Annotated in this window: 18 protein-coding genes, 1 pseudogene and 1 riboswitch; of the genes and pseudogenes, 1 reads left to right on the forward strand and 18 read right to left on the reverse strand. The window is 71.9% G+C overall.

All coding sequences use genetic code 11. From position 1 onward, the window contains the following. Positions 1-6: 6 nt before the first annotated feature. The 12 genes and pseudogenes from ACVW2K_RS01280 to dacB form a co-directional block, all read right to left on the reverse strand. Positions 7-495, reverse strand: coding sequence for a DUF3180 domain-containing protein (locus tag ACVW2K_RS01280; protein WP_028638771.1), 489 nt, complete (start codon positions 493-495; stop codon positions 7-9). Continuing rightward, positions 492-1,061, reverse strand: a complete 570-nt coding sequence (folK, locus tag ACVW2K_RS01285; RefSeq protein ID WP_028638770.1) for a 2-amino-4-hydroxy-6-hydroxymethyldihydropteridine diphosphokinase — start codon at positions 1,059-1,061, stop codon at positions 492-494. Before folK ends, ACVW2K_RS01280 begins: the two co-directional genes overlap by 4 nt. Then, complete coding sequence (gene folB / locus ACVW2K_RS01290) at positions 1,054-1,410, reverse strand: dihydroneopterin aldolase (protein ID WP_028638769.1); 357 nt, start codon at positions 1,408-1,410, stop codon at positions 1,054-1,056. Before folB ends, folK begins: the two co-directional genes overlap by 8 nt. Positions 1,411-1,514: 104 nt before the next feature. Further along, positions 1,515-2,348, reverse strand: a complete 834-nt coding sequence (gene folP / locus ACVW2K_RS01295) for a dihydropteroate synthase (protein ID WP_457201241.1) — start codon at positions 2,346-2,348, stop codon at positions 1,515-1,517. 18 nt (positions 2,349-2,366) lie between these two features. After that, positions 2,367-2,984 carry a GTP cyclohydrolase I FolE gene (gene folE, locus ACVW2K_RS01300; protein WP_457201242.1) on the reverse strand — a complete coding sequence of 206 codons (618 nt, stop codon included), beginning with the start codon at positions 2,982-2,984 and terminating at the stop codon, positions 2,367-2,369. Between the two features lies 1 nt (position 2,985). Then, entirely contained in the window at positions 2,986-5,037 is a 2,052-nt protein-coding gene (ftsH, locus tag ACVW2K_RS01305; protein WP_457201243.1) for an ATP-dependent zinc metalloprotease FtsH, read from the reverse strand. 137 nt (positions 5,038-5,174) lie between these two features. Continuing rightward, positions 5,175-5,315 (reverse strand): annotated as a pseudogene (locus ACVW2K_RS01310) (hypoxanthine phosphoribosyltransferase); the annotation flags it as partial. A 13-nt stretch (positions 5,316-5,328) separates the two neighbouring features. Then, positions 5,329-5,880: a hypoxanthine phosphoribosyltransferase gene (gene hpt / locus ACVW2K_RS01315; protein WP_028638766.1), complete on the reverse strand. Its 552-nt coding sequence runs from the start codon at positions 5,878-5,880 to the stop codon at positions 5,329-5,331. 42 nt (positions 5,881-5,922) lie between these two features. Further along, entirely contained in the window at positions 5,923-6,666 is a 744-nt protein-coding gene (locus ACVW2K_RS01320; RefSeq protein ID WP_457201244.1) for an Ig-like domain-containing protein, read from the reverse strand. A 74-nt stretch (positions 6,667-6,740) separates the two neighbouring features. Beyond that, positions 6,741-7,700 (reverse strand): tRNA lysidine(34) synthetase TilS, encoded by a 960-nt coding sequence (gene tilS, locus ACVW2K_RS01325; protein WP_457201245.1) that lies wholly within the window; start codon positions 7,698-7,700, stop codon positions 6,741-6,743. Positions 7,701-7,707: 7 nt separating this feature from the next. Then, positions 7,708-8,733 (reverse strand): zinc-dependent metalloprotease, encoded by a 1,026-nt coding sequence (locus ACVW2K_RS01330; RefSeq protein ID WP_457201246.1) that lies wholly within the window; start codon positions 8,731-8,733, stop codon positions 7,708-7,710. Continuing rightward, positions 8,730-10,094: a D-alanyl-D-alanine carboxypeptidase/D-alanyl-D-alanine endopeptidase gene (gene dacB, locus ACVW2K_RS01335; protein WP_457201247.1), complete on the reverse strand. Its 1,365-nt coding sequence runs from the start codon at positions 10,092-10,094 to the stop codon at positions 8,730-8,732. The genes ACVW2K_RS01330 and dacB overlap by 4 nt, the downstream gene beginning before the upstream one ends. Before the next feature lie 111 nt (positions 10,095-10,205). On the opposite strand from dacB, the gene ACVW2K_RS01340 reads away from it, so the two are divergent. Further along, positions 10,206-10,697: an inorganic diphosphatase gene (locus ACVW2K_RS01340; RefSeq protein ID WP_028638762.1), complete on the forward strand. Its 492-nt coding sequence runs from the start codon at positions 10,206-10,208 to the stop codon at positions 10,695-10,697. Between the two features lie 18 nt (positions 10,698-10,715). Here the strand turns inward: ACVW2K_RS01340 and ACVW2K_RS01345 are convergent, their stop codons facing one another. From ACVW2K_RS01345 to ACVW2K_RS01370, 6 genes are all read right to left on the reverse strand, one after another. Continuing rightward, entirely contained in the window at positions 10,716-12,677 is a 1,962-nt protein-coding gene (locus ACVW2K_RS01345) for an acyl-CoA dehydrogenase family protein (RefSeq protein ID WP_457201248.1), read from the reverse strand. Positions 12,678-12,726: 49 nt separating this feature from the next. Continuing rightward, positions 12,727-14,022, reverse strand: a complete 1,296-nt coding sequence (locus ACVW2K_RS01350; protein ID WP_457201249.1) for a C40 family peptidase — start codon at positions 14,020-14,022, stop codon at positions 12,727-12,729. Between the two features lie 223 nt (positions 14,023-14,245). Continuing rightward, a complete protein-coding gene (locus ACVW2K_RS01355) occupies positions 14,246-15,289 on the reverse strand; it encodes a phosphatase PAP2 family protein (protein WP_457201250.1) in 1,044 nt (347 codons plus the stop codon). Positions 15,290-15,307: 18 nt separating this feature from the next. After that, positions 15,308-16,297, reverse strand: a complete 990-nt coding sequence (locus ACVW2K_RS01360; protein ID WP_457201251.1) for an ABC transporter ATP-binding protein — start codon at positions 16,295-16,297, stop codon at positions 15,308-15,310. Continuing rightward, positions 16,297-17,940 (reverse strand): ABC transporter permease, encoded by a 1,644-nt coding sequence (locus ACVW2K_RS01365; RefSeq protein WP_036571579.1) that lies wholly within the window; start codon positions 17,938-17,940, stop codon positions 16,297-16,299. Before ACVW2K_RS01365 ends, ACVW2K_RS01360 begins: the two co-directional genes overlap by 1 nt. Beyond that, positions 17,940-18,989 carry a thiamine ABC transporter substrate-binding protein gene (locus ACVW2K_RS01370; protein ID WP_457201252.1) on the reverse strand — a complete coding sequence of 350 codons (1,050 nt, stop codon included), beginning with the start codon at positions 18,987-18,989 and terminating at the stop codon, positions 17,940-17,942. The genes ACVW2K_RS01365 and ACVW2K_RS01370 overlap by 1 nt, the downstream gene beginning before the upstream one ends. Further along, positions 18,989-19,099, reverse strand: a riboswitch (TPP riboswitch). (Overlaps the previous gene by 1 nt.) Between the last annotated feature and the right edge of the window lie 53 nt (positions 19,100-19,152).

Genomic DNA, 19,152 nt, shown 5'->3' on the forward strand with positions numbered 1-19,152 from the left:
ACCACGTTAGGCCTCGTCCTCGTCGGATCGGACGCGACACGCACGCTCGAGGACGACCGCTGTGACGACGATCGCAACGCCCGCGAGCGCGGCGGCGACCGAGCGCCACAGCCGCTGGGAGGCCAGGTCGGAGTCCATGCCGACCCAGCTCAGCGCGTAGCCGGCGTACCCGCCGGCCACCAGCGCGCCGACCAGGGCGCAGGCGCGGGCGAGCACCAGCCGGTTGACGGCGCGGTGCGGCTCGAGCCGCTGGTGCTGGACGTGCATCGTGCGCCAGGTGAGGTACGCCGTCGCGCCGAGGATCGTGGCGACCAGCACCAGGGCCAGCGGCTGGGCCCAGGTCACGATCGGGGCGCTGTCCAGGACCCGGGCGGCGATCGGGTGCAGCAGCCAGCCACCGACCAGGCCGACGACGGCCCACACCGTGAGGGTCGCCGCGGAGGTGGGTCTCAGCCGGCCGCCCGACGGCTCGTCGCCGGCCGGGCCGGCGCTCACTGGATCTCGAGGACCAGGTCGTCGCGCAGCTTGAGCCCGCTCTGGTCGGTCTTCTCCACGAGGTCGGCCACCCGACCGCGGTCCGGGAACTCCGCGTCCGGCTCCACGTCGAGCCAGGGGCGCAGCACGAACGCGCGCTCGGCGGCCCGCGGGTGCGGGAGCCGCAGGGAGGGCTCGTCGCTGCGCCGGTCGCCGACGACGATCAGGTCGACGTCGAGGGTGCGCGGGGCGTTGGGGACCTCGCCGCGCTCGCGGGCGAAGGCGTCCTCGATGGCCAGCGCGCGGTCCATCAGCCGGCTCGCGGCCAGGGTGGTGTCGATCAGCACCACCGCGTTGAGGAAGGTCTTGGCCTCGGGCGGGCAGTCGACCGGCTCCGTCTCGTAGACCGGGGACACAGCGGTGATCCAGACGTCGGGAGTGTCCGCCAACGCGTTGAGAGCGCCTTGGAGGCTCGCCATCCGCTCGCCGAGGTTCGACCCCAGGGCCAGCACGGCTCGCCGGATCGGGCGCATCTCGCCGGTCAGCGTGTCCGTGTCGACGATGTTCGGGTTGGGGGTCTCAGTCACGAGGGACCTCACGTTTCCGGGTGATCGTGAGGACGACGTCCGAGAACGTCGCCTCGATGGGGGCATCCGGCTTGTGGACCGTCACCCGCGCCCATTCAACACGGTCGTCCAAGAGGCAGACGTCCGCGATCCGCTGGGCGAGGGTCTCGATCAGGTCGACCGGATCCTTCTCCACGGCGGCTTTCACCGAGGCCACGAGACTTCCGTAGTCCACCGTGTCTTGCAAGTCGTCCGAAGCCGCCGCGGCACTGGTGTCGATGCCGAGCGCCAGGTCGATGACGAACACCTGGCCCTCGCGCTTCTCGAACTCGAACACGCCGTGGTGGCCGTAGCACTCGATGCCGGTCACGGAGAGCTCGTCCTGAGTGACCCGCGAGGGACGAGCGGTCGTATCGAAGGGCTCGTCCTGAGTGACCCGCGAGGGACGAGCGGTCACGTCGAAGGGCTCGTCGGTCACGCCCTCACCTCCCCGTTCAGGCGCTCGAGGACGCGCAGGGCGTCCCGAGCGGCTCGTGCGTCGTGCACCCGCAGCCCCCAGACGCCGCGCTGGGCGAGGTGGACCGTGAGCGCCGTGTTCGCGTGCTCGCGCTGGTCGACGGGGCGCATCGTCCCGCCGCTGTCGGCGAGCAGCCTACCGAGGAAGGACTTGCGGCTGGCGCCCACCAGGACCCGGTGGCCGAGCCCGAGCAGCGGCTCGAGGTCGCGGAGGAGCTGCCAGTTGTGCTCGGCCCGCTTGGCGAAGCCCAGGCCCGGGTCGAGCACCACCTGCTCGCGGCGTACGCCGGCGGCGAGGATCGCCTCCACCCGGGCGGACAGCTCGTCGCAGACCGCCGCGACGACCCCTCCCGGGCCGTCGTACACGGCGAAGTCGCGCATGTGGTCGGCGTGCGCCCGCCAGTGCATCGCGACGTACGTCGCGTCGTGTGCCGCGACCACGTCCAGGATGCGCGGGTCCGCCAGTCCGCCGGAGACGTCGTTCACGATCGTCGCGCCCGCAGCGAGGGCCGCCTCGGCGACCTCGGCCCGCATGGTGTCGACGGAGACGACGGCGCCGTCACCGGCCAGCGCGGTGATCACCGGCACGACGCGGCCCAGCTCCTCCTCGACCAGCGGACGGGTGGCGCCGGGGCGCGTCGACTCGCCGCCGATGTCGAGGATGTCGGCGCCGTCGGCGAGCAGCTCCCGGCCGTGCGCGACCGCGGCTCCCGGCTCCAGCCAGCGGCCGCCGTCGGAGAACGAGTCGGGCGTGACGTTGACGACGCCCATCAGCACCGGGATCGTCGTCATGGGTCCGGAGGCTATCGGTCAGCGGTTCCGGTGGATCAGGGCCATCGCCTCGGCGCGGGTGGACGCGTTGGAGCGCATGGTGCCCCGGACGGCAGAGGTGATGGTGCGGGCGCCGGCCTTCTTCACGCCGCGCATGGTCATGCACAGGTGCTCGGCCTCGATCACGACGATCACGCCGCGAGCCTCGAGGATCCGCATCAGCGCGTCGGCGACCTGGGTCGTGAGCCGCTCCTGGACCTGCGGCCGCTTCGCGTAGACGTCCACCAGCCGGGCCAGCTTGGAGAGCCCGGTGATCTTGCCGCTCTCGGCCGGGATGTACCCGACGTGCGCGACGCCGGTGAACGGCACCAGGTGGTGCTCGCACATCGACCAGAGCTCGATGTCGCGCACCAGCACCATCTCGTCGTGGCCGAGGTCGAACGTCGTCGTGAGCACGTCCTCGGGACGCATCCGCAGCCCGGAGGTGAGCTCGGCGTAAGCCCGCGCCACCCGGGCCGGGGTGTCGTGCAGGCCTTCCCGGTCGGGGTCCTCCCCGATCGCGATCAGCAGCTCGCGCACCGCTGCCGCCGCCCGGGCGTGGTCGTAGGGCGGGATGTCGGCCGGATCGCGGTCGGCGTACCGGATCGCGTCGGTCATATCAGTGCGAAGGCAGGTCGGGGCCGGAGCCGGGCTGCTCGACGCCGGGGTCGCCGTGCACGTCGCCACCGGCGCCCGGCGGCGTCAGGACGGCGCCGGCCTCCTGCTCGGGACGGCCGTTCTGACCGTTCTGGGCGGCGGTGCGGTCCCTGATCCACTGCGGGATCTCCACCGGCGGGATCGCCGACGGGTGGCGTCGGTCGGACCCGGTCCATGCCGGGCGCTCGGGACGGCGACGCAGCGGCTCGAAGATCCGGGCGACCTGCGCCTTGTCGAGCGTCTCCTTGTCGAAGAGCTCGAGGACCAGGGCGTCCAGGACGTCGCGGTTCTCCTCCAGGATCTCGAACGCCTCCTGGTGGGCGGTCGCGAGCAGCCTCTTGGTCTCCTCGTCGACGATCGCCGCGATCTCCTCGGAGTAGTTCCGCGAGTGGCCCAGGTCGCGGCCCAGGAACGGCTCGGAGTTGGTGTCGCCCAGCTTGATCGCCCCGAGGCGCTCGGTCATGCCGTACTGGGTGACCATGGCACGGGCGAGGTTGGTGGCCTTCTCGATGTCGTTGCCGGCGCCGGTCGTCGGGTCGTGGAAGACCATCTCCTCCGCGGCCCGGCCGCCGAGCATGTACGCCAGCGTGTCCAACATCTGCGAGCGCGTCTGGGAGTACTTGTCGTCGTCGGGCAGCACCATCGTGTAGCCCAGCGCCCGGCCACGCGGCAGGATCGTGATCTTGTGCACCGGGTCGTTGCCCGGCAGCGCCGCCGCGACGAGCGCGTGGCCACCCTCGTGGTAGGCCGTGATGAGCTTCTCCTTCTCGCTCATCAGGCGGGTCCGCCGCTGCGGGCCGGCGATCACGCGGTCGATGGCCTCGTCGAGCGCGAGGTTGGTGATCAGCTTCTCGTTGTTGCGCGCGGTCAGCAGCGCGGCCTCGTTGAGCACGTTCGCGAGGTCGGCGCCGCTGAAGCCGGGCGTACGCCGGGCGACGGACAGCAGGTTGACGTCCTGCGCGAGCGGCTTGCCGCGGGAGTGGACCTGGAGGATCTGCTCGCGGCCGGACAGGTCGGGGGCGTCGACCTGGATCTGGCGGTCGAAGCGGCCGGGACGCAGCAGCGCCGGGTCGAGCACGTCGGGGCGGTTGGTCGCGGCGATCAGGATCACGCCGCCGCGGACGTCGAAGCCGTCCATCTCGACCAGCAGCTGGTTCAGCGTCTGCTCCCGCTCGTCGTGGCCGCCGCCCATGCCCGCGCCGCGGTGCCGCCCGACCGCGTCGATCTCGTCGATGAACACGATGGCCGGAGCGTTCTCCTTGGCCTGCTCGAACAGGTCGCGGACGCGCGAGGCACCCACACCGACGAACATCTCGACGAAGTCGGAGCCGGAGATCGAGTAGAACGGGACCCCCGCCTCGCCCGCGACGGCACGCGCCAGCAGGGTCTTGCCGGTGCCGGGCTGGCCGTAGAGCAGCACGCCCTTGGGGATCTTGGCGCCGACCGCCTGGAACTTCGCCGGCTCCTGGAGGAACTCCTTGATCTCGCCGAGCTCCTCGACGGCCTCGTCACAGCCGGCGACGTCCGCGAACGTCGTCTTCGGCATGTCCTTGGTGATCAGCTTGGCGCGCGACTTGGCGAACTGCATCACGCCGCGGCCGCCGCCGCCCTGGACCTGGTTCATGAGGAACAGGAACAGCAGGATGATCAGCGCGAACGGCAGCAGCGTCGCGAGGATGGAGCCGATCAGGCTGGGCTTCGGGACGTCGACGTTGTACTGCTCGATGGCCCCCTTGTCGACCTGCGCCTGGATCTCGTTCTTGATGTCGGCCTGGGTGCCGTCCAGCCAGAAGGAGGACACCTTCTTGCCGTCGTCGAGGGTCGCCTTGATCTGCTGGTCACCGCCGTCGACGAAGGTGATCTCCTTGACCTCGCCGCTGGTGATGTAGCTCTCCATCTTGGAGGACTCGACCTCGTCGTACCCGCCGTTCGGGGCGAGGTACTGCAGGGCGAGGAGCACGCCCACCACGGCGAGGACGATCCAGAGCCACGGACCCTTGAATATGCGCTTCACAGACTTCTCTCGGACGACCTGATCGGAAGAGTCGACGGTACAGGCACCGCCGGCCCCTCCCATTGTCGCAGGCCGGTCCAGAGCCGACCCCTTCAGGCGTCGGGGCGGGCAAGCAGGCCCGGCGAGCCGACGATCCGCTACGAGTACACGTGTGGCGCGAGGGTGCCGATGTCGCGGAGGTTCCGGTAGCGCTCCCGGTAGTCGAGGCCGTAGCCGACGACGAACTCGTTGCCCGGAACGTGCTCAGCGTCCCAGCCGACGTACTTCACCTCGATCGGCGCACCGGACCGGTCAGGAGTACACGTGCGGGGCGAGGGTGCCGATGTCGCGGAGGTTCCGGTAGCGCTCCCGGTAGTCGAGGCCGTAGCCGACGACGAACTCATTAGGAATGTCCCAGCCGACGTACTTCACCTCGATCGGCATGGTGAGGGCCTCGGGCTTGCGCAGCAACGTGCAGATCTCGACGCTCGCGGGGCTGCGCGAGGTCAGGTTCGAGGTCAGCCAGGACAGCGTCAGCCCGGTGTCGATGATCTCGTCGACGATGACCACGTGCCGGCCCGAGATGTCGGTGTCGAGGTCCTTGAGGATCCGCACGACACCGCTCGACTTGGTGCCGGAGCCGTACGACGACACCGCCATCCAGTCCATCTCGAGGTGCCGGGTGAAGCTGCGGGCCAGGTCCGCCATCACCATCACGGCCCCCCGGAGGATGCCGACGATGAGGAGGTCCTTGCCCTGGTAGTCCGCCTCGATCTCGGCCGCGAGCTCCCGGAGCCGGCCCTGGATCTGCTCCTCCGTGAAGAGGACGTTGACCAGGTCGTTCTCCACGTGGGACGAGTCCATGGCGCAGACTCTAGATCAGCGAGGGTCGGGTCCCCGCGCCGCCTACTTCTTGACCGTCAGGGTGATCTTCTTCGAGGACTTCTTCACGAAGTCGTCCCCGAGGTACGACGCCTCGACGGTGTACTTGCCGGGCTTCTTCAGCTTCGGCAGCGTCAGGGTCAGCTGGCCGTGGTCCTTCTGCTTCAGGACGCCCACGACCTTCTTCCCGCCGACCGCGGCGGTGACCTTGCCGAGGACGGGGTAGACGTTCTTGCACCGCACCGTGATCGTGATGGCGCCCGCCTTGTTCACCTTGACGGTCCCCGGCTTGAGCTTGGCGGAGGTGGTCGACGCCTGGAGCGCGACCCTCGCGATCTCGGTGGTGCCCAGCGTGCGCACCTTGCGGAGACCGACCTTGATCGGGTCGCCGTCGTTGTACTCGAAGGTGCGGTACGGGTCCCCGGTGTCGGAGGAGACGACGATCAGGTAGTGGGCGTGGATCGGGACCTCGAGCCGGAAGTAGCCCTCCTGCCCGTCGGCGACGTCCTCGTACGTCAGGTCGCTCGCGACCGGCGCCTCGGCCGTGGGGTCGTCGAGCCAGGCCTCGACGTTGACGTCCTGGAGCGGGTGCTTCGCCTGGTCGGTGACCACGCCGACCAACCACGCCTTGCCGACCGGCGGCCGGGCCACGGCGACGGCGGACGAGCCGGCGTCCGCGGCCGTCGGCGCGGCCGAGGCGGGCAGCGCCTGGGAGGCGACGATCAGGGCGCCACAGGCGGTGATCGCGGCGGCGATACGACGATGCATGGTTCTCCTCGGTTCCGGCACGCGTACGAGTGTGAGGCCGCGAGGCGCTCCCCGTGACGCGAACGCCGGAACTCTCACCGTTCGAGGTGGAGCAGGCCGTCGCGCCGGGTGGCGCGGACCGGCCCCGGCAGGTCGACCCACTTCTGGCCGTGCCAGTCGGTCAGCAGGGCGTCGAGCCCGAGCACGTGCTCGTGGAACAGCTCCGACGCGGGGCTCCCGGCGGCCAGCGCGGCGAGGCGGAGCACCCGGCGCCGGACCGGGGCCGGCTGGGCCAGCAGCCCGTCGACGGGCAGGTCGGCGAGCTCGGCGTACGCCGCCTCCGCGACGTCGTCCAGCAGGTCCATGTCGGCGCGGAGCTGGTCGGCGGTGCGCGCGAGAGCCGCCGCCACACCGGGGCCGAGCTGTTCCTCGAGGACCGGCAGGACGGTGCGGCGGACCCGCACCCGGGCGTAGGCGGGGTCCTCGTTGTGCGGGTCCAGCCAGTACTCGATCCCCTCGACCTGGCAGGCGGTGACCGTGTCGTCGCGGGAGAGGTCGAGGAGCGGTCGCACGAACCGGTCGAACGAGCGGCGCATCCCTGCCAGCGACCGGCCGCCGGAGCCGCGGGCGAGGCCGAGCAGCACGGTCTCCGCCTGGTCGTCGCGGGTGTGGCCGAGCAGCACCGCCGCGGCGTCGAGTCGCTCCGCCAGCTCCTCGAGGACCGCGAACCGCGCGCGACGGGCAGCGGCCTCGGGGCCGAGCCCGGGTGCGTCCACCTGGACGGTCGCGGCGACGGTCTCGTCCGCGCCGAGGACGGCCATCTGGTCGACCACGTGGGCGGCGTGCGCCGCCGATCCCTCCTGGAGGCCGTGGTCGACGGTGGCGCCGACCACGTGCCAGCCGGCCCTCCTGCCCTCGAAGACGGTTGCTGCGAGCAGCGCCAGCGAGTCGGCTCCGCCGGAGCACGCGACCACGACGGTCCGGCCGGGGTCGACGCCGGAGAGCGAGCGGCGGACCGACCGGCGTACCGCCGCGACCGCCGGGTGCAGGCTCATCCGGGTGTCACAGCACCCGGTTGATCCAGGCCGGGGGATCGGCGATCTCGGCCTTGGAGGGCAGGTTCTCCGCCCGCTCCCAGACGGCGTTGAACTCGGCCATGCCCGCCTTGTCGACGACGGCGCGGACGAACCGGGCGCCGTCGCGGTACTGGGCCATCTTCGCGTCCAGTCCGAGGAGGCGACGCACGATCCGGTCGAGCGAGCCGGAGCCCTTGCGGCGCTTGTTGAACTTCGAGCGGATCGTGGCCACGGTCGGGATCACGCTCGGACCGACGCCGTCCATCACCACGTCGGCGTGGCCCTCGAGCAGCGACATGACGCCGGTGACCCGGTCCACGATCTCCTTCTGCTCCGGGCTGCCGATCGCGTCGATCAGGCTGCCCTCCCCCTTCACCACCTCCAGGATCCGGCCGAGGCCGTCGTCGAGGAGGCCGGTCGGCTCCAGGGTCTCCGCGAGGGCGTGCATCTCGTCGAGCAGGTGGTCGGCGAGCCAGGGTGTCGCGGTGAACTGGACCCGGTGGGTCTCCTCGTGGAGGCAGACCCAGAGCCGGAAGTCGTGCGGGTCGACGCCCAGCTCGCGCTCGACGTGCACGACGTTCGGCGCCACCAGCAGCAGCCGGCCACTGGGCGGGTGGAACGGGTCGAACTGGCCGAGGACCTTGCCGGCGAGGAACCCCAGCAGCGCCCCGACCTCGGCGCCGGTGACCCGGGACCCGATCGCGAGCGACAGGCCGGACGGAGCGCCCTTCTTCGAGGTGAGCTTGTCGACCACCGGCGCCAGCACGGTCGCGAAGCCGTCGGCGTTCGCGGCGACCCAGCCGGCGCGGTCGACCACGAGGACCGGCGCGGTGTCCGACGCGGTGTCGAGGCCGGTGAAGTCACGGACCAGGCCGGTCGAGCGGTGGGCGTCCGCGCGCAACTCGGCCACGACCGCGGCAGCGTCGGCCCCGGAGACCCGGGGGCCCTCTCCCGCGAGACGGGACCCCAACGAGACCGCGAGGCCCCAGTCGACCATGCCGGCGCTGCTCATGGAGCGACCGTACCCGCGCCCCCGCAACGGCAGTCCGCGAGCGCGCTCGTCACGTCGTCGAGCGCGGCCCGCGCACCGAGGGTGTCGACCAGCGCGACCCGGTCGACCAGGAGCGCGAAGACCATCGGGGTACCGTCCCGGTCGATCACCGTGCCGGCGAGCCCAGTGACCCCGGACAGCGTGCCGGTCTTCGCGCGCACCAGCCCGCGGCCGGGGTCCCCGGCGTCGAACCGGTACTCGAGGGACCCGGTGAACCCGGCGACCGGGAGACCGGTCAGCACCGACCGGAGCTCCGGGTGCCCGGCCGACCCCGCCGTCTCCAGCACCGCGGTGAGGGTGTCCGGGTCGAGACGGTCCTCGCGGGACAGCCCGCTGCCGTCGTGGACGACCGCGCCCGTCGTGGGAACGCCGAGGGCGTCGAGGGTGTCGAGCACGCCGGCGACGCCGGCGACGGAGGACCCGACGCCGGAGGTGGCGAGCCCGACCTGGCGGGCGATCACCTCGGCCGCCTCGTTGTCGCTGGTGGCCAGCGTGTGCTCGACGATGAGCCCGAGCGGCTTGCTGGTCACCACCGCCAGCCGCGACGCCGCGTCGGGGGCGCGCCGTTCCTCCGGCGTACCCACGACGGTGACGCCGGCGCGGGTGAGCTCGGCGGCGAACTCCCGCGCGGCGGCCGCGGCCGGGTCAGTGGCGCGGCCGAACCCGCCGTTCGTCCTGCCCTCGTCGACCCACAGCGGCTCGATCGGCGCGACGACCCCCTCGGGCACGTACGTGTCCGGCCAGTGCGGGTTGACCGCCGGCCCGCTGAACAGGCTGGTGTCGAAGCCGACCCGGACCTTGCCACCGAGCTGCGGCGCCGCCTGCCGGGCGAGCCTGCGGAGGTCCGCGTGGGACAGCAGCGGGTCCCCGCCGCCCACCAGGACCACGTGCCGTCCGTCGGCGACGACGGTGGTGTCGAAGGTGTGGTCGGGGCCGAGCGTCTCGAGCGCGGCGGTCGTGGTCAGCAGCTTGAGCGTCGATGCCGGCGTCGCCTCGCCCGTGCCGCGTGTGTAGAGCAGTGTGCCGTCGAGCCCGGCCACGGTCGCGAGGACGTGCGGGCCGAGGTCGGAGTCCTCGAGCAGGCCGGCGACGGCTCGGCGCACCTTCGCAGGGTCGGGGGTGCCGGTGGCGGCGGCGACGACGGGCGCGGGCGTCCGGACGGCGGGGAGGTCCAGCCCGGGCGGCGGCGGGATCGCGGCCGGCTGGTCGGGCTCGGGGGCGCCGGGGTCCAGGAGGTACGCCGTCGTCGCGGCGGCGAGGACCGCCAGGACGAGGATCACGGGGAGCCAGAGCGTCAGGTGGCGTGCGTCACGTCCGCCCACTCGTCTCCCCTTCCCGACTCACTGTTTGCGGTCATTGTGCGGGAGACTGGACGAGGCCCGCGTCCCGGGCCCCTCGACGATGGACGACGCAGACGATTGCCGGAGGATGACGTGCTCGAGTTCGACGTGCTGGTGGAGATCCCCAAGGGTCAGCGCAACAAGTACGAGGTCGACCACGAGTCCGGCCGGATCCGGCTGGACCGGACGCTCTTCACCTCGACGCAGTACCCGGCCGACTACGGGTACATCGAGAACACCCTCGGCCTGGACGGCGACCCGCTCGACGCCCTCGTGCTGCTGCAGGAGCCGACCTTCCCCGGCTGCCTGATCCGGTGCCGCGCGATCGGCATGTTCCGGATGACCGACGAGGCCGGCGGCGACGACAAGGTCCTCTGCGTCCCGGCGACCGACCCGCGCCTGGAGCACCTGCGCGACATCTCGCACGTCTCGAAGTTCGACCGGCTCGAGATCCAGCACTTCTTCGAGGTCTACAAGGACCTCGAGCCCGGCAAGTCCGTCGAGGGCGCCGAGTGGGTCGGCCGCACCGAGGCCGAGGCCGAGGTGCAGGCGTCGTTCAAGCGGCTCGCGACCGACGGCCACTGACCCGGTCGCAGCGGTCCGTCACCCCACGAGGTCGGGTGACCGGAGCATCTCCGGCGGCACCGCCCAGGCGTCGACCAGGTCGACCGCGATCGGGCGGATCTTGCGGCACAGGTTGTTCACCTCGCGGCTGATCGTCTTCGAGCGCTGCACCGTCAGCCGCCCGTGCTCCATGAACCAGGCACGGTCGGCCTCGATCGTGGACAGCGCGAAGAGGTCGCGGAGCAGGTTCAGCGCGACCTTGTTGTCGCCGTCCGGTACGGCGCGGGCCTTCTCGACGAACGCCTCGAGCACCAGGCGCTCGACGTGCGCGTTCGCGGCCGCGACCACGTGGTCCTGGACGTGGGAGAACACCTGGCCGGGGTTCATCTTCTGGTCGATGCCGCGCTTGAGGCGACGGGCGACGCCGGCGAGCATGTGCTCCTCGCGGAACCGCAGCATCGCGAGCTGGTACTCCGGGTCGAGGAGGCCGGCCTCCTGGTCCCACTCGTCACCGCCGGGGAGCAGGTCCTTCACCCGCTCGAACAGCTTGTGGACCGACGTCTTCTCGATGACGGTCTCGACCGCGAGGTTCGTGACGAAGCGGACCATGCCGAGCTGGTCCAGGTCCTCGAACTCGCTCGCGTAGTCGGTGAGCAGGCCCTTGGCGACGAGCTGCAGCAGCACGTGGTTGTCGCCCTCGAACGTCGTGAAGATGTCGCTGTCGGCCTTGAGCGCGGCGAACCGGTTGACCGCCAGGTAGCCGGCACCGCCGCACGCCTCGCGGCACTCCTGGATGGTGCGGGTCGCGTGCCAGGTCCCGAGCGCCTTGGTGCCGGCGGCGCGGGACTCCAGCTCGCGCCGGGTGTGCTCGTCGTCGGTGATGCCGGAGAAGACGTCGTGCAGCTGCCCCGAGACGACCTCCTGCGCGAAGTGCAGCGCGTAGGTGCGGGCGATCAACGGGAACAGCCGGCGCTGGTGCAGCCCGTAGTCGAGCAGCAGCTCCTCCTCGGTGTCCGAGGTGGCCTCGAACTGCCGGCGACGGACGGCGTACTTCGTCGCGATCGCGAGCGCCACCTTGGCCGCGTTGATGGCCGCCCCGCCGACGCAGACCCGGCCCTGGACCAGGGTGCCGAGCATGGTGAAGAAGCGCTTGTGGGGGTTCTCGATCGGGCTCTCGTAGCGGCCCTCGGGCGTCACGTCGGCGAACCGGTTGAGCAGCGCGGTGCGCGGCACGCGGACGCCGTCGAACCAGAGTCGCCCGTTGTCGACGCCGTTGAGGCCCAGCTTGCGGCCGTCGTCCTCGATGCGTACGCCGGCGCACGGCTCGCCGTCCTCGCGGATCGGGACGACGAACGCGTGCACGCCCTCGGACGTGCCGCCGACCTCGAGCTGCGCGAAGACGACCGCGAGCTCGGCGTGCTTCGCGGCGTTGCCGATGTAGTCCTTGCGCGCGGACTCGGTCGTCGTCGTGATCACGAACTCCTGCGCGTCCGCGTCGTACGTGGCGACCGTGCCGAGCGCCTGGACGTTGGAGCCGTGGCCGGTCTCGGTCATCGCGAAGCAGCCCATCACCTTCCCGCTGACCAGGTCCGCGAGGTAGGCGTCGTGGTGGTGCTTGCTGCCGAGCTGGAGGATCGCGCCGCCGAACAGCCCGAACTGGACGCCGACCTTCACGAGGACCGAGAGGTCGCCGTACGCGAGGGTCTCGAACGCCGCGATGGACGCGCCGATGTCGCCGCCGCCGCCGTACTCCTCGGGGAAGCCCATGCCGGTCTGGCCGGTCGCGGCCATCTCGACGACGACCTCGCGGACCCGCTCGCGGAAGTCGTCGACGGACAGCTCCTCCGCCTGTTCGAGGATGTCGGCGTACGTCGCGAGGTTGGCCCGGACCAGGTCGCGGACCTCGGCGTACCTGCCGTCGAGCAGGGCGGTCAGGGCGGGTACGTCGACCTCGGGCTGGACGTAGCCGGTCGTCGGCGGCGCCGCGGTGTCGGTGGCCATGTCCGTCCGTTACCCGCGCCGACGACTCGCCAAGCAGTGATCTGGACCGCTACGGGCGGGCGAAGAAGTTCGGCGAGATCCAGTAGTACATCGAGGTCTCCTCGACGTTCTCACCGGTCCGGGGCGCCTGGATGATCCGGCCGCCGCCGACGTAGAGGGCGACGTGGTAGATCGACGACGGGTCGCTGGACGAACCCCAGAAGACCAGGTCCCCGGGCTGGAGCTGGCTCGCCGACACGGGCGTGGACTGCTCGTACTGCGCGACCGAGTAGTGCGGCAGCGGCTTCCCGCCCGCGCCCCAGGCGCCCATCGTGAGACCCGAGCAGTCCCACGCGCCCGGGCCCGCGGCGCCCCAGCGGTACGGCTCGCCGATCTGGGCCCGGGCGAACGCGATCGCCGCGGATGCGCCCGAGGCCGGTGGCGGCGGGGTGGGGTCGGGCGTGGGGGTGGGCGTCGGATCCGGGGTGGGCGTCGGGTCCGGGGTCGACGTCGGGTTCGGGGTCGGCGTGGGGGTCGACTCCGGGGTGGGGGTCGGAGTCGGCGTGCCGGCGGACTGCTGCCCCTGCTGCTCCTGCTCGTGCCGGGCGGCGGCCGCGGCGGCTGCGGCGGCCTGCTCCTCGAGGGCGGACTGCCGCTGCTGCGCGAGCCGGACGCTGACGTGCTGGAGCTCGGCGAGCCGGCCGATCAGCGCGGTCTTCTCCGCGGCGATCGAGGACGCCTGTGCGGCGGCCTGGTCGGCGGCGGCCTGCGCGGCCACCTTGGCGTCCCTGGCCTCCTGCTGCGCGGCGACGGCCGCGTCCTCGGCGTCCTCCGCCTGGCTGGTGGCGACGTCGGCGAGCGTCGCCGAGGCGCGGTACCGGTCGTAGGTGTCGTCCATCGCGCTCTCGGCGTTCTGCAGCGCGGTGGTGCGCTCGACGACGGTGTCGATGCCGTCGGAGCTGACGATGCCGGCGAGCGCGGTGAGGGTGGGCGACATCTCGTAGGACGACACCAGCGCGTCGCCGTACGACTCCTGCTGGCGGCGTACGTCGGCGGCGGCGGTCCGGGACCGCTGGCGGGCCTCGCGGGCGGCCTTGCGGGCCTCGGCCGCCTTCCAGCGCGCGCCGTTGTAGGCCTCGGCGGCCTGAGCGGCGACGACCGCGGACTGCTCGAGCGCCTGGTTGGCGACGACCAGCCGGGCGCGGACACCGGCCACGGTGTCGGCGGTGTCACGGACCGCGGCGCGGGCGTCGCGGACGTCCTGCCGGGTGGGGGTCCCGTGGTCGTCCGCGACCGCCGCGCCGCTGATGGCACCGCCCGTGACGAGCACCAGGGCCAGAGCCGCTGCCGCCCCGCTCGCACGCACCGTGCCATCCCCCTCGTCGTCACTGCCGCCCCATGCGGCACTCGGAGCACGCTAGACAACTTTTGTCACAAAGGGAACGAATTCCTCGACTTTTTCTCGAACGCACGGCGTGTCGGCTTGACGAACTACACGCGTGTAACTCTTCGAAGACTGCGGTACTCCCTGCCGAAAATGCTCTCCGGGCATGCCGAAACCGACATTTCGGGCAGGGACTACCCCGACCTCAGCGCTCGACCGGCACCCGCGAGTCGGTGGTGGTGGGGTGCGAGGAGAGGCCCTGCCGGTCGAACTTCTGGCCGCTGGCGAGCCCGCCGACCCAGAAGGACACGAACGCGATCATCACGCCGGCGATGTCGTCGGCGATGTAGTGCCAGCCGAAGTAGAGGGTGGCGACGACGGTGAAGGAGAAGTTGACCCAGAAGACGATCTTCAGCCAGCGCCCGCGGACGGTGTACTGCACCATCAGCGCGACCAGCAGGGTGATCGCGACGTGCAGGCTCGCGAAGCCCGCGACAGACTGGACGGTGTCGGTGCTCCCCGCCCACAGCACGATGTGCCGGCCGTTGGCCAGCGACTCCATCAGCTGGCTGGCCGGGGTGTTCGGCAGGCCCTCGTAGAGCCAGACGTACTTCAGGCCGGGGCCTAGGGTCGGCAGCGCGTAGTACGACGCGGTGCCGAGCGTCCACGCGAGGCACTGCGAGGTCACGAACCAGTAGCCGAACGACAGGTTGCGCGACCACACCAGCCAGACGGTGACCGCGATGGGGACGAGCGGCAGGAACCACAGGTAGACGAACGACAGCGGCCAGGCCATGAAGCCCTCGCCGAAGATGTGGTGGAGGAGGACGGCGGGGTCGTGTCCGAAGAGCAGGGCCCGGTCCAGCATGTGCAGCTCGCGGTCGTACTTGGTCGAGATGACCGAGGGCAGGAACGACTTGAGGTTCCGGTAGCTCACGTACACGACGTAGAAGCACACGACGCCGAGGGCCACCAGGGTGAGCCGCTCCCGGTTCCAGTGCGTCCGCCAGCGCTCCCGGACGACGGCGGGCATCAGCTTGGGGTTCATCCTCGACAGCCACAGCGCGCGCGGCAGCAGGTCGATCAGCACCGCGGCGCCGAGCAGGATGGGCAGCCGCGCCCAGGACGGGCCGAGGAAGCTGCCGTCGGGGTCGACGAGCCGCTTGTCGTAGACGACCGCGACGACGATCGCGGCCACGCCCATGAAGACGGCGTTCCCCACGAGGAGGACATAGGCGCGGCGGTACACGCCCGCCAGTCTAGGGAGTCAGCCGGCGTACGGCGTCGGCGCCAACCGTGAGGCGTCCACCACGAGCGCGACGCGGTCGCCGGCGCCCGGGTGCGAGTCGAGCCTCGCCACGGCGTCGAGCTCGCCGATGCCGTCCACGTCGACCACCAGCCGGATCTGCTCGGGGGTGACCCGGCCGGACACGACGGTCCCCGACAACGGTCCGCTCGCCGCCACGACCAGGGCCGAGCGCCGTACGGCGACCGCGGGCGCCGCGGGCAGCTCCGCGGCCCGGAGCAGCGCCGCGGCCGGCGCCCCGGAGAGGACGCGTGCGTACCCGAGGAACAGCGCCGTCTCCGCGTCCGCGGGGGCCCGCCAGACCTGGGCGATGTCGCCCTGCTGGACGATGCGGCCGTCGCGCATCACCGCCAGCCGGTCCGCCACCGCGAACGCCTCCTCCTGGTCGTGGGTGACCATGAGCGCCGTGGTGCCCGCCTCGCGCAGGATGTCGCGCAGGTCTGCGGCCAGCCGCTCGCGCAGCCCGGCATCCAGCGCGGACAGGGGCTCGTCGAGCAGCAGCAGCCGCGGCTGCACGGCCAGCGAGCGGGCCAGCGCGACCCGCTGCCGCTCCCCTCCGGAGAGGGTGGCGGGCAGCCGGTCCTCGTACCCGGACAGACCGACGAGCGCGAGCAGCTCGCGCACCCGGCTCGCCGCGCCCGGCGTACGCCGCAGCCGGAGCGCGTAGCCGACGTTGCGCGCGACGGTGAGGTGCCCGAACAGCTGCCCGTCCTGGAACATCAGCGCGAACCCGCGCTTGTGGGTCGGTACGGCGGCCAGGTCGGCGCCGTCCCAGCAGATCCGGCCGGCCGCGGTCGGCTCCAGCCCGGCGATCGCCCGGAGCATCGTGGACTTCCCCGAGCCGCTCGGGCCGAGCACCGCCAGCACGTGGCCGTCCTCGAGGGCGAGCGAGGCGTCGACGACGGCGGGCCTGCCGTCGTAGGCGATCGTGACGCCGTCGAGGGTGAGCACTAGAACGACCCCACCGACGGGACGCGGAGCCGCTCGACGAGCAGCATGACCAGGGCGGTGGTGGCGGCGAGGACGACGGAGGCGGCGAGGGCCATGCCGTAGTTCATCGCACCCGGGTGCCCGATCAGGTGGAAGATCACGATCGGCATCGTCGGGTGGTCCTCGCGCGCGAGGAACGACGTCGCCCCGAACTCGCCGAGCGAGACCGCGAAGGCGAAGCCGGCGGCGGCGAGCAGCGGCTTCCACATCACCGGCAGGTCGACGGTCACGAAGGTCCGCAGCGGGCCAGCCCCGAGCGACGCCGCGGCCTGCCGCTGCCGGTCGTCGACACCACCGAGGGCCGGCGCGAGGGTGCGGACGACGAGCGGGAGCGCCACCAGAGCCTGCGCTACCGGGACCAGCAGCAGCGAGTCGCGGAAGTCGACCGGCGGCCGGTCGAGCGTGATCAGGAACCCGAAGCCGAGCGTCACCGCGGACACCCCGAGGGGCAGCATGAACAGGCCGTCAAGCAACCCGCGCGCGCGGCGTTCGGCACGGGTGCGCGAGCGCCGGGTGACCGCGACGGCGACCAGCAGCCCGAGCGACAGCGACATCCAGGTCGCGTCGACGGCGGTCCGCAGCGAGGTGGTCAGGGCGTCGGTGACCGGCACCAGGAGCGCGTTCCGCGACCCCTCGGTGGTCAGCGCGCGGTAGTTCGCCAACCCGTACCCGTCGCCGACCTGCAGCGAGCCGACGACGAGCGCGCCGATCGGCAGGCCGACGAGCACGACGACCACCAGCGTCGACAGGACACCGGGCCAGTCCCCGCGGGAGACCCGCGGCGGCCGGCCCGTCGACCGCGCCAGGGTCGGGTCGGGCACCGCCCGCAGCCGGCTGGTGACGAACAGCAGGCCGGTGATCGCGAGCAGCTGCACGATCGAGAGGGCCGCGGCCGCCTGGAGGTCGAGGAGGTTCGTGGTGAGGAGGTAGATCTCGGTCTCGACCGAGGAGTACCGCAGGCCGCCGAGGGTCAGCACCACGCCGAACGCGGTCGCGCAGAACAGGAACACCACGCTCGCCGCCGACACGATCGCCGGCCGCAGCATCGGCAGCGTGACGGTGCGGAACACGTACGCCGGGCTCGCGCCGAGCGCGGCCGCGGCCTCGGCCGGCCGCGGGTCGATCGACTCCCACGCGGCGCCGACCGCGCGGATCACGACCGCGACGTTGAAGAACACCAGACCGGCGACGATCGCGCCCGCCGAGCCGTCGAGGCCGAGGAAGCCCAGCGGCCCGGCCTCGCCGATCAGCTCGCGGAACGCCACGCCGACGACCACGGTCGGCAGCACGAACGGCACCAGCAGCAGTGCGCGGAGCGCCCGCCGCCCCGGGAACCGGCGCCGGTGCAGGAGGTGGGCCGCAGGGATGCCGAGCAGCAGCGAGAACGCCGTACCGGCGAGTGCGGACCAGACGGTGAACCAGACGACCCGGTGCACCCGCGGCCGGGCCAGCACCTCCGCGACCGCTCCCGGGTCGAGCTTCCCGTCCGCCCAGAAGCCCTCGGAGAGCATCCCGAGCACCGGCAGCACGAAGAAGACGCCGAGCACCACGAGCGGCACCGCAGCCAGCCCCGCCAGGGTGAGTGGCCGTGACCACCTGGTCATCATCGGGACGTGAGGTCGCTCCACTCGCGCAGCCACTCGTCGCGGTGCGCGCTGATGTCCGCGGGAGCCACGGCGTACGGGTCCGTCGGCTGCACGGCGAACCTCGCCCACTCCGCCGGCAGCTCGACCGAGGAGTCGACGGGGAAGACGTACATGCTGTCCGGGAGCGCGGCCTGCACCTCCGGGGTCAGCAGGAAGTCGATCAGCGCCTCGGCGCCGTCCGGGTTCTCGGCGCCGGCGAGCACGCCGGCGTACTCGACCTGCCGGAAGCAGGTGTCCAGCAGTGCGCTCGTCGAGGACTTCCCGTCGGAGACCGTGAACGCCGGTGAGGAGTCGTAGGACAGCACGATCGGCCGGTCGCCCTTGCCGCCGCCCTGGGTGAAGTCGACCTCGTAGGCCTGCGACCACCCGTCGTCGAGCTTGGCGCCGTTGGCCATCAGCTTCGTCCACCAGTCCTGCCAGCCGTCCTCGCCGTACGCCGCGATGGTGGTGAGCAGGAACGCCATCCCCGGCGAGCTGGTGGTGGCGCCCGGAGTGACGAACAGGTCGCGGTAGCGGGGGTCGACGAGGTCGTCGAGGGTCTTCGGCGGCGCGAGGTGGTGGGCGGCGAACCAGGTGTCGTCGACGTTGACGCACACGCTGGCGTCGTCGATCGGCGTGAGGTCGTGGGCCTTGCCGTCCGCACCGTCCCCGGGCAGCCGGTACCGGTCGGCACCGGCCGGGAGCTGCGCGTCGTAGGGCGCGAACACGCCCTCGTCGAGCGCCCGGGAGGCGAAGGTGTTGTCGACGCCGAACGACACGTCGCCGAGCGGGTCGTCCTTGGTGAGCACCAGCTTGTTGGTGAGCGCCCCGGCGTCACCGGACCCGCGGACCACGAGGTCGTAGCCGGACTCCTGCTCGAACTGCCGGATGAGCGGCTTCGGCAGCGCGAACGAGTCGTGGGTGACGAGCACGACCCGGTCGAACGACGGCCCGTCGCCGCCGCTGTCCTCCCCGATCGCCGAGCAGCCCGTGGCCACGAGGACCAGGGCAGGCGCCAAGGCCAGCATGCGTCTCAACTCCGACTCCCTTCGCCGGTGCTAACCGGAGCAGGTTCGTAGGGTCTGCGGCTGATCCGCACTCTCAGCACGTGGTGAGGCGTGCTCCCCTGTCTTCTGATGTCGAGGGTAGCGGAGACCCGCCAGCGGCTCCGCTGAAGGTGGTCGAGCGAGA

This window comes from Nocardioides sp. HB32 (assembly GCF_054058995.1).

Bases quoted from the DNA above. Each gene is read 5' to 3' on its own strand.
- folE (WP_457201242.1), bottom strand. From the start codon at position 2,984: ATGACCGACGCGATCCGGTACGCCGACCGCGATCCGGCCGACATCCCG.
- ACVW2K_RS01345 (WP_457201248.1), bottom strand. From the start codon at position 12,677: ATGGCCACCGACACCGCGGCGCCGCCGACGACCGGCTACGTCCAGCCC.
- folP (WP_457201241.1), bottom strand. From the start codon at position 2,348: ATGACGACGATCCCGGTGCTGATGGGCGTCGTCAACGTCACGCCCGAC.
- ACVW2K_RS01330 (WP_457201246.1), bottom strand. From the start codon at position 8,733: ATGAGCAGCGCCGGCATGGTCGACTGGGGCCTCGCGGTCTCGTTGGGG.
- ACVW2K_RS01320 (WP_457201244.1), bottom strand. From the start codon at position 6,666: ATGCATCGTCGTATCGCCGCCGCGATCACCGCCTGTGGCGCCCTGATC.
- hpt (WP_028638766.1), bottom strand. From the start codon at position 5,880: ATGGACTCGTCCCACGTGGAGAACGACCTGGTCAACGTCCTCTTCACG.
- ACVW2K_RS01365 (WP_036571579.1), bottom strand. From the start codon at position 17,940: ATGACCAGGTGGTCACGGCCACTCACCCTGGCGGGGCTGGCTGCGGTG.
- tilS (WP_457201245.1), bottom strand. From the start codon at position 7,700: ATGAGCCTGCACCCGGCGGTCGCGGCGGTACGCCGGTCGGTCCGCCGC.
- ACVW2K_RS01370 (WP_457201252.1), bottom strand. From the start codon at position 18,989: ATGCTGGCCTTGGCGCCTGCCCTGGTCCTCGTGGCCACGGGCTGCTCG.